The 264-nt window shown below is 58.7% G+C and carries 1 protein-coding gene; it reads right to left on the bottom strand.

The window, feature by feature from the left end; genetic code table 11:
* The coding region (locus AX735_RS13320) for a transposase (protein ID WP_156447504.1) at nucleotides 1-264 on the bottom strand (264 nt) is incomplete at both ends.

Raw genomic sequence — 264 nt, 5'->3', positions numbered from 1 at the left:
TCTCCACAAAGCGCCAAAGCGCGATTAACAATTTTCGGGCGAGCGCAACGATCCCTACCTTTGCCGCGCGAGCGCCGTTGCCTTTGAACCGGGTGCGATACCACACGGTCAGTTCGCTACTTGGCTGATATTTCAACCAACACCACGCAAGTTCCACCATCTGCACACGTGTGCTTCGGTTACCGGCTTTGCTGATGCCTTGATCACGCGACACGTCGCCGCTGGCGAAGGGCGCCGGAGCTAACCCAAGGAAGGCCGCGACGT

This window comes from Blastomonas sp. CCH1-A6, assembly GCF_001556365.1.
Lineage (GTDB): Bacteria > Pseudomonadota > Alphaproteobacteria > Sphingomonadales > Sphingomonadaceae > Blastomonas > Blastomonas ursincola.
The sequence above is the reverse complement of the archived record's forward strand: the minus strand, read 5'-3'. Positions and strand labels throughout refer to the sequence as shown.